This window comes from Bremerella cremea (assembly GCF_039541315.1).
Lineage (GTDB): Bacteria > Planctomycetota > Planctomycetia > Pirellulales > Pirellulaceae > Bremerella > Bremerella cremea.
On sequence record NZ_BAABFZ010000005.1, the window covers coordinates 1,418,427 to 1,432,017 of the forward strand.

Annotated in this window: 11 protein-coding genes, 1 tRNA gene and 1 pseudogene; 6 read left to right on the forward strand and 7 right to left on the reverse strand. The window is 54.3% G+C overall.

The annotated features are described in order from the left end of the window. Window positions 1-2 precede the first annotated feature (2 nt). From ABD890_RS22625 to ABD890_RS22635, 3 genes are read right to left on the reverse strand one after another with little or no spacing between them, the layout of a single operon-like run. Entirely contained in the window at window positions 3-1,175 is a 1,173-nt protein-coding gene (locus ABD890_RS22625; RefSeq protein WP_345094832.1) for an ABC transporter permease, read from the reverse strand. A 24-nt stretch (window positions 1,176-1,199) separates the two neighbouring features. Then, window positions 1,200-2,123, reverse strand: coding sequence for an ABC transporter permease (locus tag ABD890_RS22630; RefSeq protein ID WP_345094834.1), 924 nt, complete (start codon window positions 2,121-2,123; stop codon window positions 1,200-1,202). After that, window positions 2,120-4,120, reverse strand: coding sequence for a peptide ABC transporter substrate-binding protein (locus ABD890_RS22635; RefSeq protein ID WP_345094836.1), 2,001 nt, complete (start codon window positions 4,118-4,120; stop codon window positions 2,120-2,122). Before ABD890_RS22635 ends, ABD890_RS22630 begins: the two co-directional genes overlap by 4 nt. A gap of 500 nt (window positions 4,121-4,620) precedes the next feature. On the opposite strand from ABD890_RS22635, the gene ABD890_RS22640 reads away from it, so the two are divergent. Beyond that, the gene (locus ABD890_RS22640; protein WP_345094838.1) at window positions 4,621-5,112 is read left to right on the forward strand and encodes an ArsR/SmtB family transcription factor; all 492 of its coding nucleotides are present in this window, start codon (window positions 4,621-4,623) and stop codon (window positions 5,110-5,112) included. Window positions 5,113-5,201: 89 nt separating this feature from the next. Here ABD890_RS22640 and ABD890_RS22645 read toward each other — a convergent pair whose 3' ends face one another. Beyond that, the gene (locus ABD890_RS22645) at window positions 5,202-5,792 is read right to left on the reverse strand and encodes a TlpA family protein disulfide reductase (protein ID WP_345094840.1); all 591 of its coding nucleotides are present in this window, start codon (window positions 5,790-5,792) and stop codon (window positions 5,202-5,204) included. A 127-nt stretch (window positions 5,793-5,919) separates the two neighbouring features. Between ABD890_RS22645 and ABD890_RS22650 the strand changes: the two genes are divergently transcribed. Beyond that, on the forward strand, window positions 5,920-6,423 hold the full coding sequence (locus ABD890_RS22650; protein ID WP_345094842.1) for a TrmH family RNA methyltransferase: 504 nt from the start codon (window positions 5,920-5,922) through the stop codon (window positions 6,421-6,423). Here ABD890_RS22650 and ABD890_RS22655 read toward each other — a convergent pair. Beyond that, a complete protein-coding gene (locus ABD890_RS22655) occupies window positions 6,420-7,187 on the reverse strand; it encodes an SDR family NAD(P)-dependent oxidoreductase (RefSeq protein ID WP_345094844.1) in 768 nt (255 codons plus the stop codon). The two genes, ABD890_RS22650 and ABD890_RS22655, sit on opposite strands and share 4 nt — an antisense overlap. A gap of 249 nt (window positions 7,188-7,436) precedes the next feature. On the opposite strand from ABD890_RS22655, the gene ABD890_RS22660 reads away from it, so the two are divergent. The 3 genes from ABD890_RS22660 (at window position 7,437) to ABD890_RS22670 (ending at window position 9,594) form a co-directional block, all read left to right on the forward strand. Beyond that, entirely contained in the window at window positions 7,437-8,852 is a 1,416-nt protein-coding gene (locus ABD890_RS22660; RefSeq protein ID WP_345094846.1) for an ABC transporter substrate-binding protein, read from the forward strand. Between the two features lie 70 nt (window positions 8,853-8,922). After that, window positions 8,923-8,995, forward strand: a tRNA-Ala gene (locus ABD890_RS22665). Between the two features lie 218 nt (window positions 8,996-9,213). Continuing rightward, a complete protein-coding gene (locus ABD890_RS22670) occupies window positions 9,214-9,594 on the forward strand; it encodes a phage integrase SAM-like domain-containing protein (protein ID WP_345094848.1) in 381 nt (126 codons plus the stop codon). Between the two features lie 589 nt (window positions 9,595-10,183). Here ABD890_RS22670 and ABD890_RS25570 read toward each other — a convergent pair. After that, window positions 10,184-10,351 (reverse strand): annotated as a pseudogene (locus tag ABD890_RS25570) (transposase); the annotation flags it as partial. 843 nt (window positions 10,352-11,194) lie between these two features. Between ABD890_RS25570 and ABD890_RS22680 the strand changes: the two are divergent. Beyond that, window positions 11,195-12,121 (forward strand): hypothetical protein, encoded by a 927-nt coding sequence (locus ABD890_RS22680; RefSeq protein WP_345094852.1) that lies wholly within the window; start codon window positions 11,195-11,197, stop codon window positions 12,119-12,121. A gap of 15 nt (window positions 12,122-12,136) precedes the next feature. Here the strand turns inward: ABD890_RS22680 and ABD890_RS22685 are convergent, their stop codons facing one another. Next, complete coding sequence (locus ABD890_RS22685) at window positions 12,137-13,204, reverse strand: polysaccharide pyruvyl transferase family protein (RefSeq protein ID WP_345094854.1); 1,068 nt, start codon at window positions 13,202-13,204, stop codon at window positions 12,137-12,139. Window positions 13,205-13,591 lie beyond the last annotated feature (387 nt).

Here is a 13,591-nt window from a genome sequence, read left to right on the forward strand (position 1 = left end):
CCTCATCGATTCTTCATTCGCGGGTCGAGAGCATCACGCAAGCCGTCCCCCAGGAAGTTCAGGGAGTACAGCGTCGATGCCAACGCCAAGGCAGGAAACACGATCAACCACCAATAGATCTTCACCGGTGTGATCACGCGAGTACCTTCTTCGGAAAGCATGCCCCAGCTCACGTCAGGCGGCTCGACTCCCAGTCCTAGGAACGAAAGAAATGCCTCGAACAGCATCACGGCCGGAATCGTCAACGTGAGGTACACAATCACGATACTCAGCACGTTCGGCACCAGGTGCAAAAAGACGATTCGCAGACCACTTGCTCCGATCGTGCGAGCGGCGTCGACAAACTGTTCGTTCTTCAAACTGATAATCTGACCACGAACCACGCGGGCCATCGTCAGCCAGTAAACGGCACCAATCAAGATATACAAGATCACGATTCGGCTGATGCCGTAGCTTTCGAGCTGGGCTTTCACCGAGTCTTCGCTGAGGATCGTAATTACAAATAGCACCAGGAAGATGAACGGCACCGAATACATGATATCGACGATTCGCATCATGAAGTCGTCGACAATCCCGCCTGAATAGCCAGCAATCGCGCCGTAGCTAACCCCAATGATCAACGAGACGAGCGTTGCCACCAGACCCACAATCAACGAAACGCGAGCTCCGTAAAATAGTCGCGCCATCAAGTCACGGCCCAGCAGGTCGGTCCCGCAAAGGCTCGGCATGCACCAGTCGTGAAACAAAGCCAACCGCACGCTCAACAACACGCGATCGAATGGACTTGGTTCTGACCAAAGTTCCCCAACGCGTCGCTCAAATTCCTCACCTTCCAAGTCTGCCAGGTTCAAACTAACGGGCACGGTTTCATCGTCTCCGGCCTCGTTGGTGGTCTTGGTGGTAGAGCTGAACTGAGGTGGCAAGGCTACGCGTGTTGCCAGGTATTGTTCCCGTGGCGATTGCAGCGGTAACAGTGGTGTGAAGATCGCTGCCAATGCCAGGCATATCAGAAAACAAAGTGCCGTCATCGAAACCCAGTCACGACGCAATCGTCGCCAGGCATCTTGCCACAACGAGATACCGCGAATCGATTTCGCCTCGTTGTACATGTCCCGATACTTGTCGATCGGCGGCAATGCAGCTGCGTAGGGATCGTTCTTTTCGAGGGAATCCAAAGCTCTGACCTTCGCAGAGAGTAATTACTTGTCCAACTTCACCCGAGGATCGATCAACCCGTACGAAAGGTCGACCAGCGTATTCATCGAGAACAGCACGAACGTGTAGACCATCACCACAGCCAGGCTGACCGGGTGATCTTTTTGCAACACGGCCTCGATAAAGTGACTTCCCAAACCAGGGATAAAGAAGATGCGTTCCAACACGAGCGAACCGGTCAAGATACCTGCCGTGGCAGGCCCCAGGTACGAAACGACCGGCAAGATAGCCCCGCGAAAGGCGTGCTTCAGCACGACCGTCGTCGGCATCAAACCTTTGGCGTAAGCGGTTCGGATATAGTCTTGCCCCAGCACTTCCAACATGCCCGTTCGTGTCAGACGAGAAATATAGGCCGCAAACGGAGCCGCCAGGCACAGCGATGGCAACACCAGGTCGATTGGCCGTCCCCAGCCACCAGCCGGGAACCAGTTGAGCGTAAACACAAAAATGATGATTGCGAAGCCTGCTAACACAAAGTTAGGAATCGCAATCCCGAGTGTCGCGATCATGCGAAAGCTGACGTCGATGAGTGACTGCCGCCTTAAGGCAGATACAATCCCGGTGCCAAAACCAATCAGCAGCGCGAAGCTCAGCCCGAGTACCCCCAGCGAAACCGAAATCGGGAGACCTTCCTTCAGGATTTCGAACACTGATTTGTCGATCAGCTTCATGCTCGGTCCTGGATTCAACATCAAGTAGTTGCCCATCACCTTGAAGTAGCGCGTGGTGAGCGGTTTGTCGAGGTCGTAGTATTGCTCGAGGTTCCGTTTGATCGCGGCTGGCAACTGGCGTTCGCTCAGCAATGCCCCTTCCGGCGAGACAGTCCACATCAAATAGAAGCTGATGGTGAAGACGACCCACATGGTGATCACCATCCACATCAGCCGCTTCAGCAGAAAGCGAATCACTTCAGCCCCTCCATCTCGCGAATCTTCTCGCGTTGTTCTTCGTCAATTTCCAGGATGTGCAATGGATGGAGATCCTGAAGGTTGGGATAAAAATTCTTTACGTACGGTCGAACCATGTTGATCGAAACATAGAAGTAGACCGGCAAGATCGGCATCTGATCGACCAGCAGTTGCTCGGCGTCCTGCATGATCTTCATGCGTTTCTCGGGATCTGGCTCCGAGCGAGCTTCTTCGATCAACTTATCGTACTCGGGATTACTCCAGCCGGTCTCGTTGTTCTCACCGTCGGTGATAAACATATCGAGGAAAGTGTTCGGATCTGGGTAGTCACCAATCCAACCGGCACGGCAGACGTCGTAATCCATTTCCCGCTGCGTGGTCAGATAGACCCCCCACTCGACGTTTCGCAGTTGAACATCGATGTGCAGATTCTTCTTCCACTGCTGCTGAATCACTTCGGCAATCGACTTATGCCCTTCCGAAGTGTTGTACAGAATCTGGATCGGTCGCATCTTCTTGCCGCCGGGGCCAAAGCCTGCCTCGGCCAACAGTTCGCGAGCTCGCTCTGGATTGTAAGACTGCGTAACGGGACCTTCATAACCAGTGATCCCGGGCGGAACGAGCGAGCCAGCGGGAATCTGACCACCACGCGTGACGTGATCGACGATCTCTTGTTTGTTGATCGCCAGGTTCAAGGCCTGACGCACGCGAGGATCATCGAGCGGTGGCCGCTTGGTATTCACCCGATAAAAGTAAGTCGACAACATCGGAGCGATCAGCAGGTCGTCCCGTTCTTCTTTGCGCTCCGGGTCTTCCTTTTTATCGACGTCCCGTTCGCGAAGCTGGTCGAGCACAGAATTCGGCACCACGGTTGCCCATTCCATCTGACCGCTCATGAACATGTTAAGCTGCGTCGTATCGGACTGAACGGCCAGGGCATCAATGGTTTCCAGGCTGACTTCGTCGGCGTTCCAATAGGTTGGATTCTTCGTCAAACGAATTCGGTCACGAATACGACGTTCTTTAATTTGATAAGGCCCGCACGTGACGATGTTTTCAGGCTTGGTCCAATCGGGGTAACCGAACGTTTCGACACAAGTGCGATTGACGGGATGCATGGGGTAGAAGGACGCCAGCTCCAGGAAGTAAGGCGTCGGTGCTTCCAGTTCGACAATCAATGTCTTTTCGTCAGGAGCTTTGATCCCAACTTCGCTGAAGTGCAACAGCACATGCATGGCAGCTTCCGCACCTGGGAACTTGGTCAGGTACTTCGCAGGTGTGCCTTCGGTATAGAAGACCCGCTGTTTGACAGGGCCGTCCCAATCAGGCTCTCCATCTTTCTCCGGGACACAGTCCACCGTGTAGACGTGATACTTGATCGCTTCTTCTTCATCATGCCCGCCACTCGACTGCTTACCTCCTTCTTCGAAGGTATCAATCTTCTTCACGATCCCCGAGACCATCGTGCCTCGTGGGAACATCTGGGCTTTATCTTTTCGATCGGCCAATTCGACTTCAACGCGATCCCCTTCTTTCAGGTCACCGGTCGTGTAGCGTTTGGCGTTTTTGATGTACCACAATTGGTAGGCGTACTGGGTCCCCGATTCGGGATGCAAGAATCGCATCCAAGAGAAGGTCCAGTCGTAAGCGGTTACCGGTTCGCCGTTAGTCCACTTGGCCCCCTCCCGCATGTGGAAGGTATAGGTCTTCAAGTCTTCGGACAGGTCATGCGACTTGGCCATTCCAGGCAAGGGCACCATGTCGTCGGGGCTTGTCGGATCAGGCAGTTTTCGATAGAGCCCCTCGAAGATGGCATCGATAATCCGTCCTTCCGGGGCACCCGTACTTTTCGCCGGGTCGACCGATTGAATTTCGGTACCGTTCGAAAAAGTGAAATCGGCCGGGGGGAGCGACCCCATCCGGAACGCGAAAAAGAGGGCGACTACGAAGACTAGCGGGATAACGTAAGGGAACAATCCACGCAATGACCATTTCATCCGGTGATTTCTCGCTCGATCAGGCAGTCGGCAGCATGTAGTGCAAGGGCTTATTATCACCCGAATTAATGATTGTATCAAATCCCGCAAGAGATGACGATATGCTGATCTCAATCGAACCACCCGCAACAAAGGCGCAACAGCACCCCCTCAAATTTCGATGGAATGTTGCAGTTTGATGTGAATTGTTCGATACTCCGGAAATGAGCGAACCCCTTCGTCATGTCGGTCGTACCGTGTGGCGAGGCTCGATTTTGGTAAGCGAGCCGTTAGCGCTTGGTTCAACTACCGAATTTGGGTTTGCTCAGCGCCGCTTGGTTTAACTTTACGCGTCTTCGTTGGAACCTGCATTTCTCCGTTTCGCCATCATTGGGCGAATACGAGTTAAGCATTGGCCGCGTCAAGCTATCTCCGAGGCGTGACTTATCCAGTTTATGGGGCCAGTTGACTTAACTTTTCAGGTAGGGGCCCAAGCCTTACTCTCACGGAGAAGATCTACCATGATGTTCTTGGCCACACCAGCCAACGGACAATCGCTGTCCAAAGGGTACTACGCCGATGGCGATAGTCCCGCTCACGTTTCCGAGCCTGTTGATTCAGGCAAAGAACCCTCGCCTTACGAACCCTTGAACGAAGACGTTGCCCGCCAGTTGGTGCAACTCTTCAAGCTTCTAGCCGACGAAACTCGGCTGAAGATCCTCAGCTACTTGCTGCAAGCTGGGGAGTTGAATGTTCGCTCGCTTTGCGACCTGCTCGACCAAAGCCAACCAGCCGTCAGCCATCACCTGGCACTGCTGAAGACTTGTGGCTTGATTGAATCGCGTCGCGATGGCAAGAACAACTTCTATCGCGTGATCCCTGAACAATTCGGCCGCTTTGCGGAAGTGTTGTTCCGTCGCGTCCCAGGCCTCGAAGACGACAAGATCGACTTCGGTGAAGCCATGATGGTACGCCTGGAAACGGAAACGCCAGAGGTTGCCGCTGCCCGGTAAGAACCCTCACTCCTCATTACGAGGCTCGCAAGAAGGCTACCTGAACGTGTCCTCAGGTAGCCTTCTTTGTTTCTTGTGCCACTCGCAGGCTACTTCTTCTGTGTCAGCTCTGCCACCAGCGGCTGCACATCTTTGGCATAGGTGAATTCGTCCCCTTCACCAGTCGCGTTCTCGTTGTCAAAGCGTTTTGCCAGCTTGCCATCTTTTCCGTAAACATAAACGGCCGGAGGAGCACTCAGGTCGAGCTTTTTCAGCATCGCTTCTGAATCATCGGCTGCAATGATATTGTCGAAGCGTGCATCGACATGCTTCAAGATCCGCATAACCGCTTCGGTACTGTCTTCCGGCTTTTCGTCGGCGGCACCGGTGTAATCGAGACTGACCGTCACGCACTTTACTTCGCTGGCCGGAAATTCTTGCGACAGCTTCACCAGCCCTGGCAGTTCCCGAATGCATGGCGGGCAATTGGTCGACCAATAATCGACGACCACAACCTTGCCCCGGTACGACTCAATCAGCATCTGAATTGCGGTGTAGTCCATTACCTTTGTGGTCACCTCGGCCGGGGCAGGTTCCGGAGTCGAGGCGACTTCAACCGGCGAACTCATCCCTTCCGGAGACTCGGCATTGCAGCCACAAACAGCCGCCAAAAGTAAGATGGCATACCAATGGGATTTCATATCTCGCCCCGCCTTCCTCGATCAATTGTCCGCAGATTACGATATCCCCATGGGATATCTACCAAACTCGTTTGTATCGTAGCGACTGGGCCCCAAGCAACCCAGTCCTGCCCAAGGCCGATTGACCATGGATTCCGATTTCGAACACCTTCGCCACAAGCCACCCACCGTGCTGGACAAGCCGCGTGACTTGATCATCGCTTGCTGTCCGATGCGGAGTAACGTCAACGTTTCTCGAATCGTTCGAGCGGCCTCGTGTTGTGCGGTCAGCAAAGTGATCGTGTGCGGAAACGTAAAGATCGATCCGAAGATCGCCCGCGATGGTGCCGAAAAAATTCCAATCTCGAAACACCGTAGCCTGGCCCCTGTGCTGCGAGACTATAAAAAGGAAGGCTACACGCTGGTCGGTCTGGAACAAACCACCAACTCGCACGATATCCATCACTTCGCGTTCGTCAGAAAGACGATCCTGGTGATCGGCAACGAACGCCTAGGTATCACCGAAGAAATCTTGAGCCTGCTCGATGCCACCGTCGAGATTCCGGTTTATGGCATGCCTTACAGTTACAACGCCGCCACGGCGACCTGCATGGCGTTATACGAGTTCTGCCGACAGTTTCCTGGCGGCTAGTAGTCGAGACTCGCGCCGCCGTCGACTTCGATTCCCTGACCGGTGATGAAGCTGGAGTCTTCGCTCGCCAGAAACAGTACGACGCGGCCGATCTCTTCTATTGAAGCCATCCGCCCGAGCACTTGCAGTTCGGCAATTTGCTGCAGGGCCCCCTCAGGATTATCGAGCGTGTTCGCCCAGCGATGCATCATGGGGGTATCGACGTTACTGGGAAGAACCGCGTTGACGCGAATTCCTTCAGGCCCCAGTTCCAGGGCCAAGGCTTTCGTGAAGCTAAGTTGAGCCCCTTTCGTCGCCGCGTAGACCGTCGAATCTTTCTGCCCGAGAACGGCCGTCATCGAGCTGATATTGATGATGGTTCCTCGCGAAGGTCGCAAGTGTGGCAAGGCGAACTGACAGGCAAAGAAGGTGCTGTCGAAATTGATGGCGAAGGTTTCTCGCAATAGTTCCGGCGTCGATGCCTCCAGTGAAGTTGCCGGTGGATGATACCCCGCATTATTGACCAGGCAATCGATCCTTCCCCAGGCCCGCGACGATTCGTCGATCGCCTCGCGAAGTTCTTCACGGTGGGTCACATCGCACGGCACAAAGAACGCCCGACCACGTCCGGCGGAATTGATCTCGTCGGTCAGAGAAGAGGCGACTTCGCGGTTGACATCCAGAATGGCAACATGAGCACCTTCGCGTGCTAGAATCTTAACACAGCCTGCCCCGATGCCCTGAGCGCCGCCGGTGACAACCGCCACCTTCTCGTGCATTCGCATAACCAACCGCCCTGCCGTAACCGAACTTGCCGGATCGTTCCTTTTGCCTGGCTGGCCAGTCTATCAGCGGACGGATCGAGACGCACGCCAAATCTTTTTCTACGGGTTGAACGGGCTAGGTGTTCATGACTTTTCTGAACTTATCGCGAGCGATGAAGGAAGCCCCCTGGAAGCATTGTGGCCCATCGATAATCGGACTACGATGCGGGTTCTCTATTGGTGAACAACAGCTTATCGTTTGAAAATCTCATGACGTTTCGCATCTCGCTGCTGCTATTTCTGTCTGCCTGGTTTGTAGGTTGTACTGGCCGTTCCGGCTCGAAGGACCTGCCAGAAATCAAGACACCACCGCTGTCCATCGCCATCGTCGGTGACCAGGCAATTGCCGAGACGATTCGCCGCGAACTGGCAGCCCGTAGTGAAGACGCCATCACGGTCGATGTCGTGTCGTCGGAAGTGCTGTTCAACGAGAAGCGGTTCACGAAGGACATCTTGATTTACCCGCCAGCGATGATGGGCGACCTGATCGCACGCGACTGGATCGTTCCGGTTCCCAGTGCGACCCTCAACGGCGATGTCGTGCAGATGCCCGACATCGCCCAGGGTATCGCCCACTCCGAACTTCGTTGGGGCGCGAAGCCCTATGCTCTTCCTCTCGGCAGCCCCGTCCTGATGCTGATGGCGCGGACCGACATCCTGAAACAGTTCGACCTTAAAGTTCCTCAGACCTGGGACGAGTACGCCTCCGCAGTCGAGAAGATCCATAACAGCGAGTTCCTGAAGACGAACGACGTGATCGCCGCCGCCACGCTCGAGCCGCTCGACGAAGCCTATGTGCCAAGTCTCTGGCTCGCCCGCAGTGCCTCGTATGTGAAGCATGGCGAGAACCTCTCGACCTACTTCGACTTCACCAGCGGTAAGGCCCGGATCGATACGCCCGGCTTCACGCGTGCCGCGAAAGAACTCGCCCAAATCGCGGCCACCATTCCAGACGAGTACAACTCGCTTGATCCGAAAGCCTCGGCCGAAGCATTCCTTTCCGGCAAGTCAGTGCTGGCCTTGGGTTGGATCTGCAAAGAAACGATCGTGGCCGATACCGTGCCGGACGACATCGTTTTCGCTCCGATCCCCGGTTCGAAAGAGACTTACCAAACCTCCAACGGCCAGTGGCTGCCTCGCCCAGGCGGCGAAGTCGTAAGCGTTCCGCTGCTGTCGACCTCGGGCCTGGTCGGCTCGGTCTCGTCCTCCAGTGGGCAGACGGTCAAAGCCGCGGACCTCTTGGCTTTGCTTACCAGTGCGGAGGTATTGCCGCTGATTTCTCCTGCTTCGTCGCGAACCACATTGTGCCGAATCTCCTCTTTACCGATGTCCGATGCCTGGATGCCAGGCAACTTGCCAGGGACAGCCTTGCGGCAATACGCCCAGGTCTCGATGCAACAGCTTCAGTCGCCCAAGCACCTATCGGCACTGCGAATCCCCGAGCGGGATGCCTATCGCCAGGTGGTTGCCGAAGCGATTGAGAAGACAATTGCCAAACCAGCAGATGTCGACGCCATCTGGAAAGAGGCCGCTGCCGGATGGGATTCGCTGTCCGAAAAACAGGGCATGCCAACGCATATCAAGTCGTTTCGCAACAGCCAAAGCATCGGCGACAATGCCTTTTAACCGGATGGTTTTCCTCCAGCTTTCATCTGGACGACACCATTTCACCAACCTAAAATTAAAACGAAACCAAGGGGCTGTAGCTCAGCTGGGAGAGCGCTGCGTTCGCAATGCAGAGGTCGTCGGTTCAATCCCGATCAGCTCCACTCGCATGTCTCGGTACTTTCTTGCCTTTTAACAGTTGCCTCCAATCGTTAGAACGTTCAATGCACGTTTTAATGCACGAAATGGAGAGCAACTCATGCCCCGGCAACCGAAGCCTTTCTTCCGCAAACAAACCCAAAGCTGATACTGCTCAGTTGGAGGTCGTCAGATCCCATTGGGGAAGACCCGCGAAGCCGCCTTCGAGAAGTTCCATGAACTGATGGCCAATCGCGAGCAAATCAGAAGCGATTTGACCACCCTCTATGAACTCTCCCAAGCCTATCTGGACTGGTGCGAGGCCAATCGCAAGCCAAATACTTACGAGCGTCATCGGTACTTTTTAAAGTCGTTTGTCGAGCATATCGGAAAACGCCTTCGCCCTTCACAACTTCGTGTCCATCACGTTCGCAAGTGGCACGAAGGCCTGGGGGTTGGAACGACAACGCAAAACGACGCCGTAGGCATTGTCCAACGCATGCTCAACTGGGGGGTCGAGCAGGAATACCTCGACCGAAATCCCATCGCAGGCATGAAGAAGCCCCGGCGCAAACGTCGAGATGTGTTCTATACGCCGGAACAAATGAGGGCAATTGACAAATGACGGTGTCCAGTATATCGCGCAGAGTATCACTGTTGGTAGCAATGACATTTCTGGTATGGGGCGCGGTTGGGGCGTGTTGCACGAGCCGCGAGTACGAAAGAAGCGTCAAAGTACTTCAGGAGTCGAAAAGGCTTGACCGTGTGTTTGTGCATTTCCTCTACGATCTATACGATCACGTGAATGTTCGCAATCTTGAGGATCCGTGTGACGACTGTTCTCTAGCTGAAGTTGTATTTCAGGTATCTCGCAGTAGTGACTTAAGAGATATCGATGAGCTATATCGCAGCGAGCTGGCTGACGGCAAAGATGTTTGGGGGCATGCTATTCTCTTCTGGGAGGAAAGGGATGGTGTTTGGAAGATTAGAAGTGTAGGTCCAAATGGATTGGACGAGGGCGGGAAGGGTGATGACGTGGAAGCATCTATCGACCTGCATAGGGAAGTCGACGAATTGATAAGGTAGGTTATGGCTTGGGATTGCATGAGAGAGAAATGAATAGGAGACTTCTGACTGAGAAATTCGTCGGTCCTCGGCTCGGTTCGAAAGTGGCGGATTGACTTCAACTCGTGCCCTTCCATGTTTGCAGGGCATTTTTTTAAAGACAGGGGTTCGCCTGGCTCATCAAACTTCTTCTTCCAGCGATAGAACGTCTGTTGGCTGATCCCCAGCTTTCGACAAACCTCCTCCACCGGTACGCCCGACTCGGCCTGCTTGAGGGCGAAGGCAAACTGTTCATGCGTGAATCGAGACTTCTTCATGGTCATCTTCTCCTCGAATAAGGATGGCCCAATTTTATCTCGATTTTCTCATTTTGAATGGCTCAGTTTTTGGGTTGCAGGTCAGTCGCGACCGAGATGCCGACGAAGAGTTGCACTACAATCGAGCCCGGCACTACGACGCCACGCCTGGGCGATGGATCAGTGATGACTGTGATTAGCTCAACGGCAACGACTGCCGCTGGATAAAACGGCATCCAAAGTGTCCACCCCAATACTCATGCACGAATTAATGCACGAAACGCACGACAAATCGTGTATAGTCGTGGAAATCTTGGAACCGAAAACGGCAAAAACCTCGGAAAAACAGGCCCTCAGCACTATCTGGGCTCCATTCGCAATGCAGAGGTCGTGAGTTCAATCCTCATCAGCTCCACTTTTATTTTCCTTCCATCTCCCTCGGAAGGTATTCTTCAAGTGAGTCCGTTGACTCACTTCATCGCGGCGTCAGAGTTGTTATCTGGCATTCTAGCCTGAAATGGGCAGTCGCCGCGTCTCTCGCTTGGTAATTGCATGCACTGCTGACAATCGCTGGGGACTAGGTCTTTCGACTTGCAACCACCGTGTTTTTCCGTGCAAACGAAACTGCACCTGGCGACTCTTTCATTTATCCGCGGCAACACGAGAGAAACGCTGCGGATAGCAGCAGGGCAGGTTCCGGCACTTTGATATCGACAGCCGTGGTGACAGTCTCTTATCGTGCCTTGCAGAAGTGCTAGACGATACCTGAATTGAATTTGTCACCCCAGGAAAATTCGCTGTCCCAAGTTCCAGTGCTGAACGCCCCCTCAGGTTTTCACATCACTACGACAAGGACTGTTGTTTATGGCCTATTTCGGAGTTTTCATTCCCAACGATCAACCTCGTCACGAGCAGGCACTCATGGCATTTGCCGAAGGCTTGCGATCGCTCGACGTTTCTTGTTCGATCTTTCCAATTGAAAAGGGCTATTCACCGTGCGAAGTTGCCGTCACATTTGGCCTGGCAAGAACGATCCCGGCCGCCAAATGCGTTAATAGTTCGATCGTTGCTCAGCACAAATCAGCTTCGCGGACCGGGCAACACATCGTTGTCGAAGAGGGAATCATCCATCGCGAGCACTACTTCACTGTTGGCTGGGGCGGACCGGATGGTCGTGTGAACTTTTGCAATTGGAATTGCCCGGCCGATCGCTGGGAGCTGCTGAAAGTTCGCGTGATGCCCTGGCGAAATACGGGCAAGCATGTACTGCTTTGCGGTCAGATTCCCTGGGGCAGTTCGGTCCAGCATACCGACCACGCCCAGTGGTGCCGAACGACCGCGATGCAGTTGCGTTACCTGACCAGTCGCCCAATCGTCTTTCGACCGCATCCCTTGCACCGCGATGCGATCGACATGCGAAGTGTCGACGTGCAGCTCTCCACCGCCCCCAGTTTGCAGGAAGATCTGTACGACGCCTGGGCGATCGTCACGTTCAACTCCAACGCCGGAGTCGAAGCCACCCTGGCCGGAATCCCGGCATTCGTCGCGGAAGATAGTGAGAACGGCGACGCTGTGCTGAACCGTCGTCTGGAAGAGATCGAAACGCCGTCGATGCCTCCACGTAGCCAATGGCTCTACAATCTGGCCTACACCCAGTGGACACCGACGGAAATCGCCGACGGCAAGACCCTCAAACACCTCCACCGAGGCGTCCTAGGCTCGACCGGCAAGCTCTACCAATCAGCCAATCGCGTAAAAGAGACCAAGCCCGGGCAGCGCTGGGCTGGTTAAAACCATTGACGGGAATTAGGGAGTAAAACCTGCCCGATAGGCCCCCAGGACCTGGCTTTTGAGTTCCGACAGTTTTGCTGGACTGGGGCAGACCGTCTTCAAAGGTGAACGGCGTACGTCGAGCCGTGTCCAAGGCAAGCCAGCCAGTTTGTGGACCGCTTCCATCTTCCAGGTATTAGAGCTTCGAGCAGCCGTCTGGGTCTGCATGAGCCAGGCATAAATCGTCAGGTGATATCGCCCACCCAAGACCGCAAAGCTCTTCCCCAACAATTCCATAAACTGCTCCATCGTTTGGGATGCCATATCGGCCAATGGAATTCCCAAGCCTTCGGCGATGCTTGCATGTCTTCGGTCCGAGTCCTCCATGATGATATAAATTGGCTCGAAACCATTCTGCTGGATTGCTTGCAGTTCGCTGATGATCTCGGCTTCAGAAATCATATGGGAATCCGCAAGTGCTCCAGGCGAATACAGGCAATAAGGTCGCTCGGTACTGGCAGCGGGCAACGCGTAGGCGAACAAGCAGTCTGGCACGAGTTGCGAGTCGATCGACAGACGCTTCAGGTATCGCAGAGAGAACGGCTCGCGCACGAAGACTTTCCAACAGCCTGGCAGCACTTCACGTAGCACTCGCGGATCCATTGATTGAAAGGTTCCGTTGACCAACGAAACCTGAATTCCCTTGATCTGCGCGATCTTGGCGAGCCCCAAAAGCGCAAGGGCTGAGCCTTGATTGTGGTGGATCGTTCCCTCGGCGTTGATCACGACGTGGTCAGCTCCCGACAGATCAACCGATTCACACCAAGTTTGAACAGCCGTGTGCCAGGCCGACAGATTTACCTTGGCGGGATGAAACGCCCATGGCTGAGTTCCGTAGATTAAACGATCGAACCAACTTCGCTCCTTCCACGGATTCCATGGCTCTTCGTGGCACTCTTGAAAGTACTCTTTCCCAGTTCCAACCGGCAGCGCCGCGACTTCCTTTAAACCACAACTTGCCAGGCAAGACCGCAACACGGCGACAGTTCCCTTGCAGCCGGGGTTCATCGAATTCGACGTATCGTTTGCTAGCAGGTAATTCATGGGCCTCATTGCCGCAAATGGGTGGTGGCGTCGACAAGCAGTCAAGGCTCATCGATGTGCTCTTAAGTAGCTTTTATCCTCTCGATTCAGCAGTTTGGCTGCATTGTAAAGGCAACCTGAAAACGGCGATACGGAAGTCTGAAGTGGTCAATACATGAGGTGCTAGCATTCTATTTTCACCTAATTTGAGGTACTCGCTCTTTCACCTCTCAGCTCCGCCCCCGGCGGTTAGCCACGGGGCTACTGGCTCTTTACTCGGCACCACGCAATCGCAAGGGGTTACGTGTTCCCAAGATCACCTACGCCCAGATGGACCTCGGTCTTTGGTCCTGAACCTTGCCTTACGGCGTCGCGGCAACTCCTTTCGACAGGTAGTTCGGAAACCCG